Origin of the sequence: Caldanaerobius polysaccharolyticus DSM 13641 (assembly GCF_000427425.1) — a bacterium.
GTDB classification, from domain to species: Bacteria; Bacillota; Thermoanaerobacteria; order Thermoanaerobacterales; family Caldanaerobiaceae; genus Caldanaerobius; species Caldanaerobius polysaccharolyticus.
On the sequence record NZ_KE386495.1, the window covers coordinates 1,142,651 to 1,164,006 of the forward strand.

The following is a 21,356-nucleotide window of genomic DNA, read 5'->3' on the forward strand; positions in this document are numbered from 1 at the left end:
ATGTCCGACAGTTCCTCGGTGATGCCCGATGATGTCTTAAGGGAATATTTAAAAAAAGCCCAGAACGGCGATGAGAAGGCTCAAGAAGTAATTGTCAACAATAATATGGCGCTGGTGTGGAGCATTGTAAAGAGGTTTTTGAACAGAGGTTACGAAGCAGAGGATTTAGTTCAAATCGGTTGTGTAGGGCTTATAAAAGCTATAAAAAAGTTTGACTGCAGTTATAACGTAAAATTTTCTACATATGCTGTTCCTATAATTATGGGAGAAATAAAGCGCTTTTTAAGGGATGACGGAATGATAAAGGTCAGCCGTTCTTTAAAGGAGACGTCTACAAAAGTAAAGTACGTAAGGGATAGTTTAACAAAAAAACTTAACAGAGAGCCTACTGTAAACGAGATAGCGGATGAATTAAGACTTCCTGTGGACGATGTTATCATGGCTATAGATTCTAGCTCATCAGTGGATTACTTATACGATTACGTGAACGAGGATGAGTCCAAGGTGTTAATGGACACGCTGGTCAGCAATGACCGGGTTGATGAAAGTATCGTGGAGAGAATAGCCTTGAAAGACGTGCTGAACTCTCTAGATGAATACGAGAAAAATTTGATTATAATGAGGTATTTTCAGGAAAAAACGCAGGTGGAAATTGCGGCTGCATTGGGGATTTCTCAGGTACAGGTTTCACGATTAGAAAAAAAGATTTTATCTAAATTGAGGAAAGAACTTAGCGCTAATTCTGACTATTTTGTATAAAAAACGGTTGAACGCCCCATAATAAACCCAGAGGTGATCGGTATGAAAAATTTTAATTGGAAATCTCTTGTTATAATTTTATTGATAGCATTAATAGGCACTACTACCTGGCTGTATTACACCAATAAATCTGCGGATAAAATTCCTGAAAAAGCTAGGCTGGTAATGGCAGAGGATTATCGAAGGTGTTAAGTGTCGATAGTCCTCTTTTATTTTTCAAATATCACCTGCGAATAGTTTTTGCCGCTAGGGCAAAACATATAGATGTAATGCATTATAAGGGAGGTATTGAAATGGCTGTGGTTAACGTGCTTAACATCGTGGGCGATTCAACCATCAGTTGGGATGATGCTATACACAAGGCGGTTCAGGAAGCGTCAAAAACCGTAAAGAACATCTCAGGCATTGAAATAAAAAACCAGACGGCAAATGTCAAAGACGGCAAAATAGTGGAGTATAAGGCCAATATAGAAATAGCGTACAGGGTTGATGGCAATAACCTGTAACTGAGAGCACCTCACAGGTGCTCATTGTTGTTCAGTTTTTCTGGAGGTGCATTTTTGCGATGGACAGGACGCAACAGGTTGTAGATCAGAAAGAATACCAGAAGCTTGTTAACCAAAAAGAACCTAAGCCCACTTTATTGAAAAATATAGTGTGGGCGTTTATCGTGGGCGGTTTGATATGTGTTCTTGGGCAGGTCTTTTTAAACTATTTTGTGTCTAAAGGGATAAGCCCTAAAGAAGCGGGTACACCTGTAGCGATAATTATGGTGTTTTTAGGCGCTTTTTTTACAGGCCTTGGATGGTATGACCTGCTGGGGAAAGTAGCAGGAGCCGGATCTGTTGTTCCTATAACAGGCTTTGCTAATTCAGTAGTCTCTCCTGCTATGGAGTTTAGAAGAGAGGGTCTAGTGATGGGAGTGGGAGCCAAGATGTTTTTGATTGCAGGGCCTGTTATCGTATTTGGCGTCATAACATCGGCAGCGGTGGGATTGATATATTATCTTTTTGCTAGGTAAGCAATAAGAGGTGATGCAAATGGCTGTAAAGAAGATAGGAAGGCAGACGGTTAAGTTACAAAATCCGCCTTCTGTGCTAGCGTACGCATCGGTAGTCGGCCCAAAAGAAGGAGAAGGACCACTTAAGGAATATTTTGATCAAATACTGCAGGACGATTACGTAGGTGAGAACAGTTGGGAAAAAGCTGAATGCAAGATATTACAGCAGGCTATAATGTTGGCAATGCAAAAAGCAAAAATCACAGTGGGAGATGTGGATTATCTCCTTGCCGGGGATCTTTTAAATCAGATCATATCCTCTAGTTTTACCGCAAGACAGTACCAAATTCCCTATATAGGTTTGTATGGGGCGTGTTCTACTATGAGCGAATCGCTGAGCCTTGGAGCGTTGCTCATAGATGGAGGATTTGCGGATTACGTGATCGCAGCTACATCCAGTCACTTTTCCTCGGCAGAAAGGCAGTACAGATTTCCACTGGAATTAGGCACCCAAAGACCGCTGACAGCCCAATGGACAGTTACAGGAGCAGGAGCCACTGTGCTTTGTTCTACAGGCGATGGGCCTTATATAACGTATGTCACTACTGGAAGGGTAATGGATTTAGGTATAAAGGATGCCAATAATATGGGAGCTGCGATGGCTCCGGCCGCTGTGGATACTATTAAAGCACATTTTAGTGACACCGGATTTGGACCGAAGGATTATGATTTGATTATAACGGGGGATCTAGCCAAGGTAGGTAAGGAATTGACGCTGGAGCTTTTAAAAAAGGACGGTATAGATATAAGCGAAATCTATACGGATTGCGGAATTGAGATATACGACTGTGAAAAGCAAGATACCCATGCAGGCGGCAGTGGCTGCGGGTGCTCGGCAGCGGTTCTCAATGGTTACATTTTTACTGAAATGAAAAAGGGTACGTTCAAGAGGGTTCTATTTATGGCTACTGGAGCACTGCTTTCTCCTACCAGCAGTCAGCAGGGGGAATCTATACCGGGAATCGCTCATGCCGTGACAATTGAGATGGGGTGAGGTAAAAGTGAGTTATCTTAAAGCTTTTATTGTAGGCGGCATTATATGCGCCATAGCTCAAATACTTATAGATAAAACTAAATTGACGTCTGCGAGGGTACTGGTCATGTACGTAGTGACAGGGGCAATCCTGAGCGGATTGGGTATTTACCAAAAACTAGTAGATTTCGCAGGGGCAGGCGCTACGATTCCCTTGACTGGCTTTGGGCATTCTCTCGTACAGGGCACATTAAAGGCCGTCAAAGAGCAGGGTATAATAGGGATATTTACAGGCGGATTTCAAGCCGGTGCTGGTGGCTTGGGTGCTGCTGTGGTTTTCGGGTATCTTTTTGGTATTTTGTTTAAACCAAAGACAAAGCCTTGATTTATAGGAGTGTAGATTGTATAATAAATAGTACTTAAAGACAAGGTGAGGGAATTTTGTGGATATTTTAGTATATTTATACCGAATACCTGCGCTTTTGCTGGCGATGTCGTTTCATGAATACGCTCATGGGTTGGTTTCGTACAAGTTGGGCGACCCCACTCCAAAAGTCCAGGGGCGCCTCACATTAAATCCCCTGGCCCATATCGATCCAGTGGGTTTTCTTGCCCTGTGGATTGTCGGTTTTGGATGGGCTAAACCTGTGATGATAAATCCCATATACTATAAAGACGCGAAAAAGGGTGAACTCCTCACAGCGGCAGCAGGGCCTCTTTCCAATGTCATTATGGCTTTTGTAAGCCTTTTGTTGATAAACATAGGAGGGTATAATGTAGCTATTTTAGGCCCTATTTTATACCAGCTATACATTTACAATGTGGTGCTGGCTGTTTTTAATATCATCCCGGTTCCTCCTCTTGACGGCTCAAAAGTGTTGTACTCTTTGCTGCCTTATAGGTATTCTTATGCCTTTACACAATATGAGAACGTGGGTCAAATAATTTTATTGATCTTGCTGTTTACAGGGATGATCTCAAGGATAATGAATCCATTGGTTAATCTTCTTGATCTCTGGTTAAGGTCTATTATAACGGCGATATGAAGGTGTTGGAAGTGAATTATATAGTCAAATTAGATGACTTTGAAGGGCCACTGGATCTGCTGGTATATTTGATAGAGAAATCAAAGGTTGATATCGCCCATATTTCAATTAACAGCATAGCAGATCAGTACCTTGAGTACATAAAGAATATGGATTCCATAAATATGGATGTGGCTAGCGACTTTTTAGTTATGGCATCTACGCTTTTGAAGTTAAAGTCAGAGAGCCTCCTTCCCAAGAGGCAAATCCAAGATAAACAGTTGAGCATTGATGAAACAGATCCTCAGGAAATCTTACGGCAAAGGTTAGTGGAGTATAAAAAGTATAAAGCCCGTGCTCAAAAGCTGGCCGGCAATTATGAAGCCCAGAGGTCTTTTTATAGAAATAGTCCTGTTTTGATGAATGATTTTCAAATGATTAGATTTAAACTAAAGGAAATCCCTTTAAAAAAGCTTACAGGCGCTTATGCAAAGCTCGTTAGAGAAAAACAAAACAGCGCGATTCAGCGGAGGATAGCGCATAATCACATAAAAGCTATGAAACCTATAAATATTGAGGAAAAGATAGAGTTTTTAAAGCGGATTATATGCATAAGAAAGACCATAACGTTTTATTATCTAATGGATATATCCCGTGAGAGAAGTGAGATTATCGCTTACTTTTTGGCTGTGTTGGAGATGCTCAGACTGAGACAGATATATGCTTTCCAAAAGAAAAACTTCGGCGATATCGTTTTGAAGGGTGTGGTTGAAGGTGACAGATGAGGAAATAAAAGGAGCGATAGAGGCGATTTTGTTTTTGTCAGGCTCTAAAGTAAGGAAGGAGGAACTGACCAATTATTTTTCAATAGACGAGAAGCACCTGGAGTCCATCGTAGAAAGTATAAATGAAGAAGCTGAGGTAAACAAACGGGGCATCATTATATCAAAGGTAGACGATGGCTATCAAATGGGCACAAGTCCGCGGGTTCACGATTGTGTAGCGGACTTCTTTAGCATAGAGCGGGAATTGGATTTGTCCCAGGCTGCACTGGAGGTGCTGGCGATCGTAGCTTATAACCAACCTGTGACAAGGCAACAGATAGAGGAGATAAGGGGAGTGCGCAGCGACAAAGCTATTGCTACGCTGTTGGAAAGGGGGCTTATTGCGGAAGTGGATAGGCTTGATTCCATAGGCCATCCTATAGTGTATGGTACCACTGACGAATTTTTAAGGTGTTTTAATTTAAAAAGCATTGAGGATTTAAAAGCATTAGAATAATTATACAAAATAAAGTCCATACTTTCTTTATGAAAGGAGGACTTTATTTTGTATGTTCTCGTGGTTTTATTGGTACTCATTGCCATCATTTTTGCACCTTTAAGGTTTAACCTGACGCTGATGAGATTAGGAGACGATGATTTAGTAAAGATCTCCATAGACGTGTATTACATAAAGGTGCTAAGGGTTGAAATAGACTATGTGGATCTATTGGCCCAAAAAGATCATAAGGGCTTAAGGTATAATATCATTTTAAGATACGTGTTCCCTATTTTACTCAACAAAAGCGATAAAAAGCAATTTAGCTATGATAAAATAAGGAAGATAATAAAAGACATAGTTGCTTTTAGATTTAAATACCGCAGAGGTATAGATTACATATTAGAGAATGTAACGGTGAAAAAATTTGAGCTATCAGCCTCTGTAGGGCTTCGCGATGCCGCTATGACTGCTATTGTCACAGGAGCCCTGTATGCCCTTATAAATTCTTTTCTGGCTTGTGCTTCCTCGTACATCAAGTTTACAGATATGCCTTTGATTTCTATTAAACCGGACTTTGGGCGTTTAAACTTTGAATTGTCCATCACGAGTATAATTGCGACGAGATTAGCTCAAATTATTATCGGAAGCTTTTTGATATTATTAGGAGGTATGAGCTATGAGCGAACATCCAATGGATGGTTTGATGAAGACGACCATGGAAAGCTTAAAGGATATAGTAGATGTCAATAAAATAGTGGGAGATCCCGTGGAAACCCCTGATGGATCAGTAATAATACCTGTGTCAAAATTAAGCTTTGGCTACGCTGCAGGGGGCGGTGAGTATGAGATCAAGAAAAAGAAAGAACCTAAAGATAGCCCAGAGCAAGAGGGATCTGATAAAGGCAGTGCTTCCAAGCCTTTTGCTGGGGGTAGTGGTGCAGGGGTCACCATTAGACCTGTGGCATTCCTGGTGGTAGGTCAAGGTCAGATAAAATTATTGCCCGTTGATACCAATGTAACGTTAGATAAAGTTATCGACTTGATACCTGAATTAATGGATGATGTACAGAGCTTTTTGAAATCTAAAAACAATACTGCGGCTTCCCCTGGTGTTTCTCAATAGGGTGATTTGATGAAAAGGCTAGGATTTATTTTTGCTCTAATTGCCTTATTTCAGGTGTTTTTTAATTGTGGCCCAGTACAAGCAGTTCAGACTCCCCCTGAGATAAGCGCAAAAGCGGCGGTGGTAATGGAGGCCAGTACAAGGAGGATACTATATGCAAAAAACGAGGATTTAAGACTCCCTATGGCTAGCACCACCAAGATAATGACTGCTATACTGGCTGTTGAAAAAGGTAGGTTGGACGATACCGTCAGTGTATCTCATAAGGCTGTATACGTGGAAGGCTCTAAAATTTATTTAAAGCCAGGGGAAAAATAAAACTGGAAGACCTGATATATGGGGTGATGCTGGAATCGGGAAATGATGCGGCCATTGCTGTGGCAGAGCATATAGGAGGAAGTTTGGATAATTTTGTGCACATGATGAATGCCAAGGCCTTGAGCATAGGGGCATATGATACCCATTTCAACAATCCCCACGGCCTGGATTCGGGCATCGAAGATCATTTTACCACTGCTAAAGATCTAGCGTTGATAACGGCGTATGCATTAAGAAACCCGATTTTTTCTAAGATCGTATCAACTAAAACTAAGACGATATCATCTAGTGGCGTTGAAAAAAGATATTTTTCCAACCATAATAAGATGTTATGGATATATCCAGGCGCTGATGGGGTAAAGACAGGCTATACCAGGAAAGCAGGCAGGTGCCTTGTTACATCTGCTACTAGGGACGGCATGCAATTGATCGTAGTCACTCTCAACGACCCCAACGATTGGAAAGATACAGAAAACCTTTTAAACTACGGATTTGAAAATTTTAAATACAGAAAGATTGTATCTAAAGGCGATGTGTTAAAGGTCTTACCTGTATACAATGGCAGACAACAGCGCATATCATTAACAGCTTCATCGGATGTTTATTTGCCTGTTGGAGACAATGAGTTCTCTACTCTCAAAATTAAGTTTATGGTACCTGCTTATTTTTACGCGCCTATATATAAGGGGACGAAATTAGGATATGCAGCTATATATGTAGGGGAAAAGAGGATAGCATTGGTAGATCTTTTGGCTTCTGAGTCCATAGATGAGGATAAATCGAATCTTATAGGTATTTTAAAGAGCATAATCTAGTCCTTATCAGGGCTTTTTTTGTAACAAAAAGTCAACGCATTCATAACATAGTAATTAGAGGTGCTCATGGAGGTGAATGCGTTGAAACGCCTTGAATGTGTGGATGCAGGCACTGAACATTGTCCTTGCTATTTAGCAGAAATAGGCGAATGCCTTACGTGTTCTCACTTACAAGGAAAAGACTTTTGCGATTGTAACTGGAGAGGAGTGTGTATATACCAAGAATACGCTTGGAATAGATATAAAATCAGGGACAGGAGAATTACATACGTGTCTGATGTAATTTCTGTTGTCCCGGTTTGTGACATCGCTTTTATTATGGAATTAAGCGTAAATAGCACATTGTCGAGGGAACTCTCTCAACCGGGTTCCTACATTTTTGTGAGGCCTGAAGGCATGCTTGCGTATTTCGACACTCCTATTTCTGTAATGGATTCCGATCCAGGGAAAAACTCAGTTAAAATCGCTGTTCAGATCCTCGGCCCCAAGACAAAGGTTTTAAACAGAGATTTAAAGAAAGTGGTTATTAGGGGGCCGTACAGGAATGGTCTTTTTGGGTTAAAGTATATAAAGTCCTTGAAAGATCAAAAAGCCCTTGTAATTTTAAGGGGTATTGCCCAGGCGCCAGGCGTTCTCTTGATAAAAAAGTTGGCTCAACAGCACAACGATATTACGGTCATTGTAGATCCGGGTAAAATCGAGAAAGATATTGTATCTGATATAATAAATCCTTACTGCAGCAGAATATACAACGTGGACCTTTTATCCTTTCCAGGACAACAGCTCTTGCGAAATTTAATTTCAGATCAAGACTTGCGCCTTGTATACAGCGGTGGGTCTGACGAACAACATCTTAATGTATTGAACTATATCGATGTCTACAATCCCAAGGTGATGTTAGCGGTGTCAAATAATCAGACCTTGTGCTGCGGCGAAGGTATATGCGGCAGCTGTGGAGTGGTATTAGAAGGGACCGTTGTTAAGACGTGTAAGGTGCAGGTAGATCCAAGAAAGCTGGTGGAGAGGGGTGTTTTAAATGGTTAAAGTTGTGGTAATTGGAGGAGGTTGGGCAGGTTGCGCCGCTGCTCTGACAGCTAGAAAAGCGGGAGCCGACGTCGTTTTGTTAGAGAAAACCGATATGCTTACCGGACTAGGTTTGGTAGGAGGTATAATGAGGAACAACGGAAGGTACACAGGGGCCGAAGAGATAAAAGCTCTGGGCGCTGAGGAGTTGATTGATATAACGGATTCGGCGGCGAGGCACGTAAACGTGAATTTTCCCGGCCACCAGCATGCCAGCCTGTACGATATCACGAAAGTAGAGCCTATGGTCAGAAAAATGTTAATAGAAAAGGGCGTAGATATCCGCCTTATGACCAGAGCTGTAGATGTGGATATGGAAGGTAGAAGCATAAAGGCCATCGTGTTAGAAGATGAATCCACCGTAGAAGGTGATGTCTTTATTGAGACCACGGGGTCTACGGGTCCTATGGGCAATTGTTTAAAATACGGTAACGGATGCTCTATGTGCATACTGAGGTGTCCTTCTTTTGGACCGCGGGTAAGTATAAGTTACAGAGCAGGAGTAGAGGATATATTGGGGATGAGGGGTGATGAGGTATACGGGGCCTTTAGCGGTTCGTGCAAGTTAAATAAAGATTCGCTGAGCGAGGAGATCAGAGAAAAATTGGATAAAGATGGGGTTGTGGTACTCCCCGTGCCCAGAGAAGACGTCAACATGGGCAAATTGGATCTTAAAGTTTGCCAGCAATACGCTCTGCCGGAATACGCGCAAAACGTGGTATTGCTTGATACAGGTCATGCAAAACTCATGACACCTTTTTACCCATTAGAAAAACTCAGAAAAATTCCAGGATTAGAAAGGGCACGTTATGAGGATCCTTATTCAGGAGGCAAAGGCAATTCAATAAGGTACCTATCCATGGCGCCCAGGAACAATTGTATGAAGGTTATAGGAGTGGACAATCTGCTGTGCGCAGGGGAAAAATCCGGGCTTTTTGTTGGCCATACTGAGGCTATGGCCACAGGTAGCTTGGCCGGTCATAACAGCGTCAGGCTAGCAATGGGGATGCCTCTGTTGGAATTACCGCGAAATACGGCTATAGGCGATCTAATAGCCTTTGCCAATGAGAGCATAAAGACCCGTGAAGGTTTAAAAATGCGTTACACCTTTGCTGGATCGGTGTTCTTTGAGAGAATGAAGGAAAGGGGATTATACACTATCGACGTAGAGGAGATCAGAAGGCGTATAAAAAGAGTAGGATTGCTTGATATATATAAGGAAAAATTGGTATAATTAATTCCGAAAAAGGATTATATTGCAGAAGAGGTTGATCATGATAGAAAGATTACAAAAGTACATGGCAAGATCAGGAGTTGCATCCAGAAGGAAATGCGAAGAGCTTATAAAGTCAGGACATGTAAGCGTAAATGGCCGCGTGGTAACAGATATGGGGGTGAAGGTAGATCCTGACGTGGACGTAGTCCAGGTCGACGGCAGGGTAATAAAGCCTTCTGGTAAGAAAGTTTATATTATGTTAAACAAACCTGTTGGATATATAACGTCGGTAAAGGACCAGTTTGGAAGACCTACTGTGATAGACCTGGTAGATTACACACAGGAGAGAATTTATCCTGTAGGGAGGCTGGATTACGACACGTCAGGTCTGTTGATTTTGACCAATGATGGAGAGCTTGCGTATAAGCTTACCCACCCCAAACACGAAGTCCCCAAAACATATCTAGCGGTCTTGAAGGGCGTACCTGATGAAGGGGACTTGGAAAAATTTAGGTCTGGACTTAGAATCGAAAACTACGTTACATCTCCTGCGGAGATAAAAGTCCTGGATGTTTTCAAAAATAGCTGTCAGGTGGAGATAAAAATACATGAAGGTAAGAATAGGCAAGTAAGGAAGATGTGTGAATCTATTGGACATCCTGTTGTTTCCCTTGAGCGGACGGCCATAGGAGAAATTTCATTAGGAGATTTGAAACAAGGCCAGTGGAGGTTTTTGTCCAGCGAAGAGATTGAATATCTGTGCAAATTATAGTAAAGAGCCTTTTTTTTTGCTATAATAGATTAAGTAATGAAATTGAGATAATAAACAAAGGATAGGTACAAGGAGAGAGGTTATATGGAACTGTGGTTTTCAGAAAGTCAAACGAAAGATCAAAAGATTTCAGTGAGGGTTCTAGAGACGCTTTATTCGGCAAGATCTGATTATCAAGAAGTAGCTGTTTATAAAACAGCTCAATACGGGACTTTGCTGGCGCTGGATGATATAATACAGACCACAGAGAAAGACGAATTCGTGTACCATGAAATGATAACCCATGTAGCGCTGAATACCCACGCCAACCCTGAAAGAGTTTTGGTAATTGGAGGTGGCGATGGGGGTGCCATAAGAGAGGTGCTAAAGCACAAGTCGGTAAAAAAAGCCACCCTAGCAGAAATTGACAGAATGGTTGTGGAGGTTAGCAAAAGGTTTTTGCCGGCTATAAGCTGCGCGTTGGACGACGAAAGAGCAGATGTGCAGATATGCGACGGCATTAAGTACATTCAGGAGCACAAAAACGAATTTGACGTAATCATCGTGGACTCTACCGATCCTATTGGTCCGGCTGTGGGTCTGTTTTCAGGTCAGTTTTATAAAATGGTATATGATGCGTTAAAAGATGACGGAATTTTTGTGGCGCAAACCGAATCCCCTTTTTACAATACGGCATTGATCAAAAATATACATAATGACTTAAAAAATCTGTTTCCCATCGTAAGGCTTTACCTGGCTACCGTACCTACATATCCTGGTGGATTGTGGACTTTTACTTTGGGTTCAAAAAAGTACGATCCGCTACAGGTGGAGCATTTTGATGAGATGGAGACCAAGTATTATTCCCCAGAAATACACAGGAGCGCCTTTGTGTTACCCAATTTTGTAAAACAATTGGTTGATGAGAGGTAATGATAATGAAAAGATTTCCTTTTGATCTCGTATCCAGTGGTAAATTCATAGGCAGTATTGACGATTATGAAGAGTGCGAGATAGCTATAATAGGTGTGCCTTTTGACTACACTGTAAGCTTTAAGCCTGGCTCAAGGTTTGGCGCTCAGAGAATACGGGAAATGTCTTACGGGCTGGAAGAGTACAGCGTGTATACGGATAAGTACCTTCACGATAAAAAATACTGCGATTGCGGGGATTTGGTCTTGCCTTTTGGCAATGTGGAAAAGAGTATGGACATAATTAGAGAGGCTGCTAGGGAGGTATTTGAAGACGGGAAAAAGCCTCTATTTATTGGAGGCGAACATCTTATGAGCGTTCCAGTGATAGAAGAAGCTTATAAGAAATACGGAGATGAGATGCTGGTATTACATTTTGATGCCCATGCGGATTTAAGAGAAGAGTTTTTTGGTGAAAAGTATTCCCATGCCAACGTCTTAAGGTTAGTTGAAAAATATGTGAGTCCTTCAAATATATACCATTTTGGAATTCGGTCTGGAATAAGAGAAGAGTTTGAATACGCCAGGGAATGCTCTCACATGTTTTTATTTGACGTGTACCAGCCTTTAAAGAGCGTATTAGGCGACTTGAAAAAAAGGCCGATCTATATTACCTTAGATATAGATGTGGTAGATCCTGCCTTTGCTCCAGGAACAGGTACCCCCGAACCTGGTGGTGTAGATTCTCGAGAGATGTTCAAGGCCATACATTTGCTTAAAGAATGTGACGTAATCGGTTTTGACTTGGTAGAAGTTTCTCCTATTAACGATTGTTCTGATATTACGTCCATCCTGGCTGCAAAGATCATACGGGAGGCCATCTTATCGTTTATGTAGGGAGGGATTTTAATGGCCAGAGTTATGATAACAGAGACGGTGTTGAGGGATGCGCACCAATCGCTTCTGGCTACGAGGATGACAACGGATGAAATGCTTCCAGTTGCAGAGATGTTGGACAAGGTCGGTTACTTTTCGCTGGAGATGTGGGGAGGAGCCACCTTTGATGCGTGTATGAGGTTTTTAAATGAGGATCCGTGGGAGAGGTTGAGAAAGCTTAGGGATAGAATAAAAAATACTAAATTGCAGATGCTGCTAAGGGGGCAAAACCTTTTAGGTTACAGGCATTACCCAGATGACGTGGTAGAAGCTTTTGTGGCAAAGGCCATTGACAACGGCATTGATATAATAAGGATATTTGACGCTTTAAACGACTTGAGAAATTTAGAAGTTGCTGTAAAAGCCACTAAGAAAAACAATGGACATGCTCAAGGCACTGTGGTTTACACGTTAAGCCCCGTTCATAACATAGATACGTATGTAGACATGGCTAAAAAACTGGAAGACATGGGGTGCGACTCTATATGTATAAAAGATATGGCAGGGCTTCTCACTCCTTACACCGCCTATGAACTGGTAAAGAGGATGAAAGAGGTTGTAAACTTACCCATTCAACTTCACAGCCATTATACCACTGGTGTGGCAGACATGACGTATTTAAAGGCAATTGAAGCAGGTGTTGACGTGGTTGATACAGCTATCTCTCCTCTCGCTTTGGGAACTTCTCAGCCGGCTACCGAGCCCCTGGTAGCTACACTTCAGGGTACGCCTTACGATACGGGGTTAGATTTAGATCTATTAAATAAAATAGCTGAGTATTTTAAAAAGGTGAGGGAAGATCACATTAAAAGAGGCGCTATAATGACCACAGAGGTGGATACCAGGGCGTTTAAATACCAGATACCTGGGGGTATGATTTCCAATCTCGTTTCACAGCTCAAACAGCAGAATGCTTTAGATAAGTACGAAGAAGTTTTAAAAGAAGTGCCAAGGGTTAGAGAAGATTTAGGGTATCCGCCGTTGGTTACCCCTACTAGCCAAATGGTAGGAACTCAGGCTACGATAAATATCCTTACCGGTGAGAGGTACAAGGTGGTGCCTAAAGAGATAAAGGATTACGTCAGAGGACTGTACGGGAGACCACCTGTGCCTGTATCTGACGAGATAAAGAAAAAGATAATAGGAGACGAAGAGGTAATAACGGTAAGGCCTGCTGATTTACTAAAACCGCAGATGGAAGAGTTTAAAAAGGAAGTGGCTGCTTATCTGGAACAGGAAGAAGATGTGCTTTCTTATGCCATGTTTCCGCAGGTAGCGTTGAATTTCTTTAAGCAAAGGCAGGCGAAAAAATACGGGATTGACCATGAGCTGGTGGATTTTCAAGAAAAGGTATATCCTGCGTGAGGGTGGTGGAGTGTTAATGTCCTTTTGCATTAACACTCTTTGTTTATAAAATATTATGATGTCGGAGGCGAATCTAATGTATCCATCAAAAGGAGAAAAAAGCGGCAAGCTGGAGCTTATTGCTGAAAAAAGATTTCCATATAACGGCGAATTGTATAAGGTCATCGACTTTTTAAATAAAGTTTTGAAGCACCATAATATCATTTTTGGGATTTCTTTGGATGGCGATGAGTTGATTGTTTCTATTTACGAAACTTAAAATTATATGCTATAATCATTTTTGTATGAGCTAAATTTTACAAAAAAGGTGGTAAGGTGTGAATACGGATTTGATAGACAGAATAAAGCAACACCTCCCTGAGTTCAGCAAAAGTCAAAAGCTAATTGCGGAGTACATCCTCAATCATTATGATAAAGCTGCGTTTATGACGGCGTCTAGATTGGGCAAAAAGATCAATGTAAGCGAATCTACGGTAGTGAGGTTTGCAAACGCCATCGGTTTTGATGGGTATCCTGAATTGCAGAAATCCCTTCAGGATCTGGTTAAGATGAAGCTCACGACGCTTCAAAGGTTGGAGTTGGCTCAGGATTACAATAAAAACAATAACATTGTGGAGTTTGTATTAAAGTCTGATCTGGAAAATATAAAGTCTACTATGGAAGCCCTGGACATAGACGTTTTTAATAAGGTCATCGACAGTTTATTTGAAGCCAGAAGGATATATATAATAGGATTGCGCAGCTCTACGGCTTTAGCTGAGTTTTTGGGCTTTTACCTTAATTTAATATTGGACAACGTAAGGGTAGTATCTTATGGCGTTAGCGATATCTTTGAGCAATTATTAAGGGTAGGAGAAAGTGACGTAGTCATAGGAATAGGGTTTCCTAGGTATTCTCGCAGGACTATTGATGCGCTCAAATACGCCAAAGAAAAAAATGCTAAGGTCATCGCTATTACAGATAGCAATCTGTCGCCTTTGACTGAATGCGCTGATTGTGTGTTGATAGCAAAGAGCAACATCGCTTCATTTGTGGACTCGCTGGTGGCACCGTTGAGCCTTATAAACGCTTTAATAGTAAGCGTTGGGCTAAGGGAAAAGAGCACAATAACCACTTATTTTGATCACCTTGAGAAAATATGGGATAAATACGGCGTGTATTCGGATAAGGCAGAAGGGTCGAAAGATGAGTAAATTATACCTTATAAGGCATGGGGAAACGGAGTGGAACTTGCACAATAGGACTCAGGGCTGTGTGGACGTACCTTTAAACGAAAATGGGAAACTTCAAGCGATAAAGCTGGCACGGAGGATGAGTTCATGCCGTGTGGATAGAATATATTCCAGCAACCTGAGCAGAGCGGTACAGACGGCTAATTACATCTCTCAAGTGGTAAAAAAGGACGTAGTCGTGATGGAGGAATTTAGAGAGATAAATTTCGGTTTGTGGGAAGGGCTTACCTTTGAGGAAATTAAAAGGAGATTTCCAGAGGAGCACAGGATGTGGAGAGAAAGCCCTCATCGCGCGAGGATACCTGGAGGCGAAATGCTTCACAGTGTACTTCATAGGGTGATGTCTGGTTTAAAAAAGATCTTAAAGGACTGTGAAGATGATCAAAACATAGTAATAGTAAGTCACGGAGGACCTATTAAATTGATGGTGTTGGGATTGTTAGAAATAGATATTTCTAAATACAATAAATTTAGACAGCATAACACAGCAGTCAATGTCCTTGAGGTAAATAAAGATGGAAAGGCTGTGCTCACCTTGTACAACGACACCTGTCATTTATTTTAGCGAATGATGTATGATATTTGAGATATTACATAAATATATCTTAAATATCATACGTCGTGGTGGAGGATATATATGAAGTTGATGGACAAAACAGAAGTGGTTTTGACCTTTGTGGCTGTGATTTTATTTTGTTCCATCGTATGGGTCAACAGCGGCGAGGTAGGTACCAGGTGGGGATCAGGGAGCGTGGCAAAGTTTGAGAAGAGTAGTAGCGTAGAGATCACAAAAAAAAGTGGATGGATAAAAATAAAATCCGAAAAAAAGGGCGTGAGGGTAAAAGTTTACCGCAACGGCCTGGAAATAGCATCTTTTGGCGATGATATTTTTTTATTGCCTGTTGAAAGTGGAGATGTGGTGGAACTGGAACCATCCAAAGATACTGTCGTAGAGGTAGTGGATACGAGTGAAAATGTTCAGTATCCTAAAAAAATGTTTAGAAAAAATCTCGGCAAAAGAATAAATGTGTTAAGCCGTATTAAAATGAGGTGACATCGCATGTTTTTGTACTCGATAAGAGGAGCGATAAGCGTAGACGAAAATAAGAAGGATTGTATAATAGAAGCTACAAAGTCGCTTTTAAGTGAGATCATCAGCGCCAACCAGTTGGATCCATCACACGTCCTAGATATTTTATTTTCGGTTACAAAAGATCTTGACGATGCGTATCCAGCACCTGCTGTGAGAATGTTGGGATATGATGTACCGGTAATGTGTCTACAGGAAGCAGATATAAAGCAGAGCTTGAAGAAATGCATAAGGGTGCTGGTTCGTATTCAAAGCATGGAGCCCAAGGAAATCAAACATGTTTATTTAAAAAAGGCTAAGGTATTAAGGCCTGATATATCTGGTCTAAAAATAGCTATAGATGGTCCAGCAGGTGCAGGTAAAAGCACTGTGGCAAAAGAACTGGCAAAAAGGCTTAACATCATGTATGTAGATACAGGAGCGATGTACAGAGCTATTACTTTAAAGCTGTTAGAAAAGGGCGTGGATTTTCACGACGTAGGTACTATAGTGGATATTTTAAGAGCTACGGAAATTCATATGGAAGGCGATAGGGTTTACCTGGATGGAAGGGATGTAACCCATGATATAAGGACTAGCACTGTGACTTCGAATGTATCTGCCGTTGCCAGTATACCTGAGGTAAGGTCTATACTGGTATCTTTGCAGAAAAAAATAGCGGAGCGCAAAAGCGTCGTAATGGAAGGAAGGGATATAGGTACCAACGTGCTTAAAGATGCTGATTTAAAAATATATCTCACCTCTTCTGTAGAAGTGAGGGCTAAAAGGCGTTACGATGAGTTAAAGAGAAAAGGAATTGATATGGACTTTGACCAATTAGTCAGGCAAATAACAGAAAGGGACCAGCAGGATGCAAGTCGCGAACATTCTCCGCTTAAAAAAGCCGATGACGCTTATGTTATAGATGCCTCAGATATGACAGTTGACGAAGTTGTGGCGCGAATCCTGGAATTATTGAGATAGCTCTGCAGGGTAGGTGTTTACCTTATGTTTTATGGGATGGCGAAAATTATTGTAAAGTTTTTGTTTTTGATGCTTTTCAGGGTGGAAGTGCGTGGTGGTGATAACGTCCCTGAAAAAGGAGCTTTTATCCTTTGCCCTAACCACATGAGCTATTTGGATCCTCCATTGGTAGCGTGTTTTGTAAAGCGTAGAATATTTTATATGGCGAAGGAAGAGTTATTTCGCAACAAGGTTTTTGGGTGGATATTAAAAATGCTAGGAGCTTTCCCTGTAAAAAGAGGAACGGCAGATCTTATGGCCATAAAAACAGCCCTTAAAATCCTAAAGGACGGTAAAGCCTTGGGGCTTTTTGTAGAGGGAACCAGAAACAAGAGCCAGGAATTAAAAAGGGCTGAACCGGGAGTAGCGCTTTTATCCATAAAGGCGGCGTGTCCGGTAGTACCGGTGGCTATCGTTGGCAGCTACAGGTTGTTCAATAAGATCATCATAAATATAGGCAGACCTTTTTATTTAAAGAATCCTACAGGGGTTAAAAACAATAGCGAATATTTGAGCGAAATAAGCCAGATAGTCGTGGACAAGATAAAAGCATTACAGGAGGAAGCCAATGAAGATAATGGTCGCTAATTCAGCAGGATATTGTTTCGGGGTTAAAAGAGCTATAGAATCTATAGATAAGTTGTTAGAGCAAAGAATAGGTTGGATTTGTACGTATGGCCCTATCATACACAATCCTCAGGTGGTAGAGCATTACGAGAACATGGGGGTAAAAGTAGCCAATTCCATAGACGATATCCCTCCTGGCAGTAACGTTATAATACGTACCCATGGTATTTCCAGCAAAGAATACCGGTTAATACAGCAAAAAGGATGTAAGGTATTTGATAAGACTTGTCCGTTTGTAAAGAAGGTACAAAGAATAGTTATGGAGTACCATCAGAAAGGCTATACGATCATAATTGTTGGTGATCCCCAACACCCTGAGGTAAAAGGCGTAAACGGCTGGTGCGAGGGCACTGCTATAATATTAGATAGCGTAGAAAGAGCCAGAGAAATTCCTTGCTTGGAAAAGGGATGTGTTGTTTCCCAGACGACCATGGCTTATGAAAAATGGGAAAATATAAACCAGGTCTTACGCACAAAGATAAAAGACATGGTAGCATTTAATACCATCTGCGATGCCACTTACCAGCGCCAGAAAGAGGCTGAGGATTTAGCCAAAAGAGTAGATGTCATGATAGTAATAGGAGGTCTAAATAGCTCTAATACGAAAAAGCTGGCAGATCTGTGTAGAAAACACTGTGAGAGGACATATCACATTGAATCAAAAGAACAATTGCCATTAAACAAATTAGAAAAAAGTGATATAATAGGTATAACAGCCGGTGCGTCGACACCGGATTGGATTATAAACTCAATTGTAGATGAGTTGGAAAAACAAGCGAAGGGTAGGGATTAAGTTGGATTACATGGACGAATATGAGAAGACATTTAAAGAAATTAAAAGAGGAGATGTGGTGGAGGGTACTGTTATTCAGGTAAATGATGAAGGTGCAGTGCTCAACATAGGTTATAAAGCTGATGCGTTTGTACCCAAAAGCGAGTTGTCGTACGACTTAGATAAGTCACCTACGGAAATTGTCAAAGTAGGAGACAAGTTTGAGGTAGAGATTTTAAAGGTGGAAAATGAAGACGGCAATGTCCTCGCTTCTAAAAAAAGAGTTGATTCAGTAAAATTTTGGGATCAATTGAAGCAGGATTATGAGAGTCACAGTACTGTAAATGCAAAGGTGTACAAAGTGGTAAAAGGTGGCGTATTGGCTGACATTAAAGGGTTTAGCTGCTTTATACCCGCATCTCACCTGGATTTAAGGCATGTAGATAACTTGGAGGAGTTTTTGGGGAAAACTGTGGAAATTAAGATAATAGAAATAGACGAACAGAAAAGGAGAATTGTAGGTTCTAGGAGAGATTATTTAAAAGAAGTGGCGCAAGAGAGAAAAGCCAAGGCGCTGGAAAGCTTGCAGGTAGGACAGACCGTTAAAGGCGTGGTGAGAAATCTGACGGATTATGGCGCCTTTATAGATGTAGGTGGTATAGATGGATTGCTCAGGGTCAGTGAGATATCATGGGGCAGGATTAAGCACCCTTCAGATGTATTAAAAGTAGGCGATAAGGTAGACGTTTACGTATTGAGCGTAGACAAAGAAAAAGAGAAGATTGCTCTTAGTATTAAGAGGACGCTTCCAGACCCATGGGATAAAGCAGGAGAAAAATACCATGTGGGAGATATAAAATCAGGTAAAGTTGTGGCTGTAAATCAGTTTGGCGCTTTTGTGGAATTGGAACCGGGTATAGATGGCCTTATATACAGAACGTATTTAAAAGGCAGGGATGATTTAAAAGAGGGTGACGTGGTTAAAGTCGAAATAGTGAACATAGATTTAAATAAAAAGCGAATAAGGTTGGCGTTAAGTGAATTTTAAAACTCTTGACTTTTAGATAAAATCTGATAAAATTTATCTTATTGAATATAAATGAAGGAGGTAATTAATATAGAATGAATGCTTTGGGCCGTCATATTTTGGCAGAGATATACGGTTGCGACGCCGAAATATTAAACGATCGAGAAAATATAGAGCGAATTATGGTTGAATCTGCATTAAGAGCTGGTGCTGAAGTGAGAGAAGTAGCTTTTCACAAGTTCAGTCCGCAGGGCGTAAGCGGTGTAGTAATAATATCTGAATCACATCTGACGATACACACATGGCCGGAATTAGGATACGCTGCAGTTGATGTGTTCACTTGTGGCAGTGAAGTCAATCCATGGGATGCATGTAACTTCCTTACCAACAAGCTTAATGCCAAGCATATGACTGCTACAGAGGTTAAGCGAGGAATATTTGAACAGCCCGTAAAGGTTGCTAATTTATGAGTAACCGGGTTTAATAATAGATCCAAAATTCTGAATATAGTCGTGAAACTTCACGACTTTTTTGTTACAAGCTTCAAAGGGGAAATTGGTTTGTTATATGAGGAATTTATAAAACAGGTGTTTAAGATGACGGGGATAGACCTGTCTGCATATAAGGAAAACCAGATGAAACGCAGAATAAGTACTCTTATGTTTCGCCATGATCTAAGCGAATACAGCGATTATTTAAGATTTATCAAGGAAAGCAAAGTGGCTTACGATGAGTTTATAGACTATATCACTATAAACGTCTCAGAATTTTTTAGAAATCCTCAGCAATGGAATGTATTGGAAAAAGATATAATCCCGCTTTTGATAAAGAAGGATTTTATCAGAGTATGGAGTGCGGCTTGTTCCAATGGGGAAGAGCCGTATTCCATCTCTATGCTTTTAAGAAAACATGTGGATCCTAAAAGATTCCGTATAATCGCCTCTGATATAGATGAAAATGCATTAAAAAAAGCGCAGGCTGGCATATATGCACCTAAAAGCCTTGAGAATGTACCTACGGAATTCATGAAATATTTTGAAGTAAAAGGGGAATGTTACACAGTTAAAGACGAAATAAAACAAAATGTCTCCTTTTTAAAGCATGACCTTGTACTGGACGAGTACCTTAGCGGCATAGATTTACTTGTGTGCAGAAACGTGATAATTTACTTCAACGAGGACATAAAGGAAAAGGTATTTTATAGGTTGTCAAAAGCGCTAAACAAGGGAGGTATATTGTTTTTAGGCAGCACAGAACAGATCTTTATGCCTAGGCGATTTGGACTAGAACAATATCGACCGTTTTTTTATAAAAAGGTTGAATAAAACCAAGTTTTATTCAACCTGAACGTTTTTTGGGTTGTACATTTTTAAAAGCTTTAGCAGCTGGTCGCTGGGTTCAAACACAAGGAAGCTGCGCTTGCTGTTATGATTGAATATACCGTAATACAGCCTGTCGGTATTGGTGTATGCTCTATATACCTTATAGCTGTTTATGTTGTGAGATATTCTCTTGTAAGATTCACTGTTTACCGGTGCTATTATCTCAAATTCCTTTACATTGGTAGATAATATGGGAACCCTTTTGCTGTTCATGATTACCTTGGCTATATCAATATCACCATTAGTAAAGGTATATTCGTATTCAACCTTCTGGTTGTTTCGCAGGACGTATAACCCATATGTTATTGCACCAGTTAAGACCGTCCCGATAATACTGGCAATGCTCAAACGGGCAAAAATGCTAAATAAGAAGTTTAAAGACATTAGCCCGAATACAATCATGAAAAAGTAAGATATGTAGTATATGAGGTTGTTTACCGCCATGTTTTTCTTTTTGACGACTTCTTCATGAAAGTTATCCATTAGGACTAGCTCCTTTCTTTTTTTACTATTATTATACCATACCTATCGTTCAAAGGCCAAACCTTTTCTTAGAATCTCTTCGCACCGTTGAGCATAAGCCGATTGACTTAAACGCATAGTAGGTATATAATCAAATTCAGACA

At 40.8% G+C, this 21,356-nt stretch carries 28 protein-coding genes and 1 pseudogene; 28 read left to right on the forward strand and 1 reads right to left on the reverse strand.

Annotated elements, in window-relative coordinates; genetic code table 11:
* The 28 genes and pseudogenes from sigF to CALPO_RS0112350 all read left to right on the forward strand — a co-directional run bounded on the left by sigF (position 1) and on the right by CALPO_RS0112350 (position 20,673).
* Positions 1 to 759: an RNA polymerase sporulation sigma factor SigF gene (sigF, locus tag CALPO_RS0112215; RefSeq protein ID WP_026487582.1), complete on the forward strand. Its 759-nt coding sequence runs from the start codon at positions 1 to 3 to the stop codon at positions 757 to 759.
* 293 nt (positions 760 to 1,052) lie between these two features.
* Positions 1,053 to 1,265, forward strand: a complete 213-nt coding sequence (locus tag CALPO_RS0112225; RefSeq protein ID WP_026487583.1) for a dodecin family protein — start codon at positions 1,053 to 1,055, stop codon at positions 1,263 to 1,265.
* Positions 1,266 to 1,324: 59 nt separating this feature from the next.
* Positions 1,325 to 1,780 carry a stage V sporulation protein AC gene (spoVAC, locus tag CALPO_RS0112230; protein ID WP_026487584.1) on the forward strand — a complete coding sequence of 152 codons (456 nt, stop codon included), beginning with the start codon at positions 1,325 to 1,327 and terminating at the stop codon, positions 1,778 to 1,780.
* A 19-nt stretch (positions 1,781 to 1,799) separates the two neighbouring features.
* Positions 1,800 to 2,813 carry a stage V sporulation protein AD gene (spoVAD, locus tag CALPO_RS0112235; RefSeq protein WP_026487585.1) on the forward strand — a complete coding sequence of 338 codons (1,014 nt, stop codon included), beginning with the start codon at positions 1,800 to 1,802 and terminating at the stop codon, positions 2,811 to 2,813.
* 7 nt (positions 2,814 to 2,820) lie between these two features.
* Positions 2,821 to 3,177: a stage V sporulation protein AE gene (gene spoVAE, locus CALPO_RS0112240; protein WP_026487586.1), complete on the forward strand. Its 357-nt coding sequence runs from the start codon at positions 2,821 to 2,823 to the stop codon at positions 3,175 to 3,177.
* A 106-nt stretch (positions 3,178 to 3,283) separates the two neighbouring features.
* Positions 3,284 to 3,838: a site-2 protease family protein gene (locus CALPO_RS0112245; protein WP_051586022.1), complete on the forward strand. Its 555-nt coding sequence runs from the start codon at positions 3,284 to 3,286 to the stop codon at positions 3,836 to 3,838.
* 11 nt (positions 3,839 to 3,849) lie between these two features.
* Positions 3,850 to 4,602, forward strand: coding sequence for a segregation and condensation protein A (locus CALPO_RS0112250; RefSeq protein WP_051585989.1), 753 nt, complete (start codon positions 3,850 to 3,852; stop codon positions 4,600 to 4,602).
* Entirely contained in the window at positions 4,592 to 5,098 is a 507-nt protein-coding gene (gene scpB / locus CALPO_RS13945) for an SMC-Scp complex subunit ScpB (protein ID WP_245589970.1), read from the forward strand. Before CALPO_RS0112250 ends, scpB begins: the two co-directional genes overlap by 11 nt.
* Before the next feature lie 48 nt (positions 5,099 to 5,146).
* Positions 5,147 to 5,830, forward strand: a complete 684-nt coding sequence (locus CALPO_RS0112260) for a DUF2953 domain-containing protein (RefSeq protein ID WP_026487589.1) — start codon at positions 5,147 to 5,149, stop codon at positions 5,828 to 5,830.
* A complete protein-coding gene (gene ytfJ, locus CALPO_RS0112265; protein WP_026487590.1) occupies positions 5,757 to 6,203 on the forward strand; it encodes a GerW family sporulation protein in 447 nt (148 codons plus the stop codon). The genes CALPO_RS0112260 and ytfJ overlap by 74 nt, the downstream gene beginning before the upstream one ends.
* Positions 6,204 to 6,329: 126 nt before the next feature.
* Positions 6,330 to 6,913, forward strand: a pseudogene (locus CALPO_RS14975) (D-alanyl-D-alanine carboxypeptidase family protein); the annotation flags it as partial.
* A 27-nt stretch (positions 6,914 to 6,940) separates the two neighbouring features.
* Positions 6,941 to 7,336 (forward strand): hypothetical protein, encoded by a 396-nt coding sequence (locus CALPO_RS14980; protein ID WP_245589971.1) that lies wholly within the window; start codon positions 6,941 to 6,943, stop codon positions 7,334 to 7,336.
* A 72-nt stretch (positions 7,337 to 7,408) separates the two neighbouring features.
* Positions 7,409 to 8,380 carry a sulfide/dihydroorotate dehydrogenase-like FAD/NAD-binding protein gene (locus CALPO_RS0112275; RefSeq protein WP_026487591.1) on the forward strand — a complete coding sequence of 324 codons (972 nt, stop codon included), beginning with the start codon at positions 7,409 to 7,411 and terminating at the stop codon, positions 8,378 to 8,380.
* Positions 8,373 to 9,653 (forward strand): FAD-dependent oxidoreductase, encoded by a 1,281-nt coding sequence (locus CALPO_RS0112280; RefSeq protein ID WP_026487592.1) that lies wholly within the window; start codon positions 8,373 to 8,375, stop codon positions 9,651 to 9,653. The genes CALPO_RS0112275 and CALPO_RS0112280 overlap by 8 nt, the downstream gene beginning before the upstream one ends.
* 43 nt (positions 9,654 to 9,696) lie before the next feature.
* The gene (locus CALPO_RS0112285) at positions 9,697 to 10,407 is read left to right on the forward strand and encodes a pseudouridine synthase (protein WP_026487593.1); all 711 of its coding nucleotides are present in this window, start codon (positions 9,697 to 9,699) and stop codon (positions 10,405 to 10,407) included.
* A gap of 84 nt (positions 10,408 to 10,491) precedes the next feature.
* Positions 10,492 to 11,319, forward strand: a complete 828-nt coding sequence (speE, locus tag CALPO_RS0112290; RefSeq protein WP_026487594.1) for a polyamine aminopropyltransferase — start codon at positions 10,492 to 10,494, stop codon at positions 11,317 to 11,319.
* 5 nt (positions 11,320 to 11,324) lie between these two features.
* Entirely contained in the window at positions 11,325 to 12,194 is an 870-nt protein-coding gene (gene speB, locus CALPO_RS0112295) for an agmatinase (protein WP_407638227.1), read from the forward strand.
* Between the two features lie 12 nt (positions 12,195 to 12,206).
* Entirely contained in the window at positions 12,207 to 13,598 is a 1,392-nt protein-coding gene (locus CALPO_RS0112300) for an oxaloacetate decarboxylase subunit alpha (protein WP_026487596.1), read from the forward strand.
* A 76-nt stretch (positions 13,599 to 13,674) separates the two neighbouring features.
* On the forward strand, positions 13,675 to 13,857 hold the full coding sequence (locus tag CALPO_RS0112305) for a YpmA family protein (RefSeq protein ID WP_026487597.1): 183 nt from the start codon (positions 13,675 to 13,677) through the stop codon (positions 13,855 to 13,857).
* Positions 13,858 to 13,915: 58 nt separating this feature from the next.
* A complete protein-coding gene (locus CALPO_RS0112310) occupies positions 13,916 to 14,791 on the forward strand; it encodes a MurR/RpiR family transcriptional regulator (protein WP_026487598.1) in 876 nt (291 codons plus the stop codon).
* The gene (locus CALPO_RS0112315; protein ID WP_026487599.1) at positions 14,784 to 15,395 is read left to right on the forward strand and encodes a histidine phosphatase family protein; all 612 of its coding nucleotides are present in this window, start codon (positions 14,784 to 14,786) and stop codon (positions 15,393 to 15,395) included. Before CALPO_RS0112310 ends, CALPO_RS0112315 begins: the two co-directional genes overlap by 8 nt.
* A gap of 72 nt (positions 15,396 to 15,467) precedes the next feature.
* A complete protein-coding gene (locus CALPO_RS0112320) occupies positions 15,468 to 15,884 on the forward strand; it encodes a hypothetical protein (RefSeq protein WP_026487600.1) in 417 nt (138 codons plus the stop codon).
* 6 nt (positions 15,885 to 15,890) lie between these two features.
* The gene (gene cmk, locus CALPO_RS0112325) at positions 15,891 to 16,883 is read left to right on the forward strand and encodes a (d)CMP kinase (protein WP_084295285.1); all 993 of its coding nucleotides are present in this window, start codon (positions 15,891 to 15,893) and stop codon (positions 16,881 to 16,883) included.
* Positions 16,884 to 16,907: 24 nt separating this feature from the next.
* A complete protein-coding gene (locus CALPO_RS0112330) occupies positions 16,908 to 17,510 on the forward strand; it encodes a lysophospholipid acyltransferase family protein (RefSeq protein WP_026487602.1) in 603 nt (200 codons plus the stop codon).
* Positions 17,491 to 18,342 (forward strand): 4-hydroxy-3-methylbut-2-enyl diphosphate reductase, encoded by an 852-nt coding sequence (ispH, locus tag CALPO_RS0112335; RefSeq protein WP_026487603.1) that lies wholly within the window; start codon positions 17,491 to 17,493, stop codon positions 18,340 to 18,342. Before CALPO_RS0112330 ends, ispH begins: the two co-directional genes overlap by 20 nt.
* A gap of 10 nt (positions 18,343 to 18,352) precedes the next feature.
* Positions 18,353 to 19,369 carry a 30S ribosomal protein S1 gene (gene rpsA, locus CALPO_RS13955; RefSeq protein WP_245589972.1) on the forward strand — a complete coding sequence of 339 codons (1,017 nt, stop codon included), beginning with the start codon at positions 18,353 to 18,355 and terminating at the stop codon, positions 19,367 to 19,369.
* 74 nt (positions 19,370 to 19,443) lie between these two features.
* Entirely contained in the window at positions 19,444 to 19,818 is a 375-nt protein-coding gene (gene speD, locus CALPO_RS0112345; RefSeq protein WP_026487604.1) for an adenosylmethionine decarboxylase, read from the forward strand.
* A 90-nt stretch (positions 19,819 to 19,908) separates the two neighbouring features.
* Positions 19,909 to 20,673 (forward strand): protein-glutamate O-methyltransferase CheR, encoded by a 765-nt coding sequence (locus CALPO_RS0112350; protein ID WP_322786110.1) that lies wholly within the window; start codon positions 19,909 to 19,911, stop codon positions 20,671 to 20,673.
* A gap of 9 nt (positions 20,674 to 20,682) precedes the next feature.
* On the opposite strand, the gene CALPO_RS0112355 is transcribed toward CALPO_RS0112350, so the two are convergent.
* Complete coding sequence (locus tag CALPO_RS0112355) at positions 20,683 to 21,213, reverse strand: DUF6106 family protein (protein ID WP_026487606.1); 531 nt, start codon at positions 21,211 to 21,213, stop codon at positions 20,683 to 20,685.
* Between the last annotated feature and the right edge of the window lie 143 nt (positions 21,214 to 21,356).